This window comes from Vibrio sp. Vb1554 (assembly GCF_033344235.1).
Window position 1 is genome coordinate 1 of sequence record NZ_JAWPOJ010000502.1, and the last position, 1,005, is coordinate 1,005.

The window sequence follows — 1,005 nt, forward strand, 5'->3', positions numbered from 1 at the left end:
CAATTGGTATTAAACATGCCAGAGTCTTCAAGCTTTGTGGATACCTCCAACGCGCTGTCGAGCTTTACGGACTATTTAATGTCGGTGCCGGAAGTGACAAGTGTGTCGGGCTTTGCAGGCACCGCTTCCCCAATGGATTTCAACGGCATGGTGCGCCACTACTTTATGCGTAGCGAACCATACCAAGGCGAGCTTCGAGTCGTTCTTGCAGAGAAGAATAGCCGCGCAATGCAATCACACGAACTGGTGACACGACTCAGGGCGGATTTAGAGCAGATTGCAGATAAGTTTGACGCTGACGTGCAGCTAGTCGAAGTGCCGCCAGGCCCGCCTGTTATCGCCACCATTACAGCAGAAGTTTACGGTGATGAAGCGACATCTTATGAAGATCTGATGAGCCAAGCAGAGAAAGTCGCGGATAGGCTTCGCAAAGAACAGTTGGTTTCTGAGGTGGATACCAGCATCCAAGGTGATTTAGAAACGTGGCAATTCATCGTTGATCAAGAAAAAGCGGCGCTGTCTGGTGTTTCTGTTGCTGATATCAATAACACGCTGATTACCGCCGCGAACGCCAAAGTGCTCGGTTATATAGCCGATCCAAGAGAAGTGGATCCACTACCTATCGAAGTGCAGCTCCGACGCGAAGACAGAGATAACCTGAATCAACTAGAGCAGCTTTATGTGCGAGGCCGTCCGGGCATTGCAAAAGTAGAATCCAATGGGGCGGTTGTGGATGCTCCTCAGCCTATCGTGCAGTTGTCTGAAGTCGGTCATTTTGTGAAACGCGCAGCGGACAAACCGATTTTCCATAAAAACCTCAAGCCTGTTGTGTATGTCTACGCCGAGGTAGTTGGGCGTGTTCCGGGTGAAGTGATTGCCGATGTGATGGCTGACCAAGATACAACTCACGCGGAAGATGTGCATCGTCACTGGCAAGATCGCACGTACTTGAGCAATGGCGCTGGTGTCACTTGGAGCGTGCCAGACAACATCGAAGTGGTTTGG

At 50.7% G+C, this 1,005-nt stretch carries 1 protein-coding gene; it reads left to right on the forward strand.

Going from position 1 to position 1,005, the window contains the following annotated elements; genetic code table 11:
• Window positions 1–1,005, forward strand: a 1,005-nt coding sequence (locus R8N28_RS27360) for an efflux RND transporter permease subunit (protein ID WP_318183936.1), incomplete at both ends; no start/stop codon positions are given.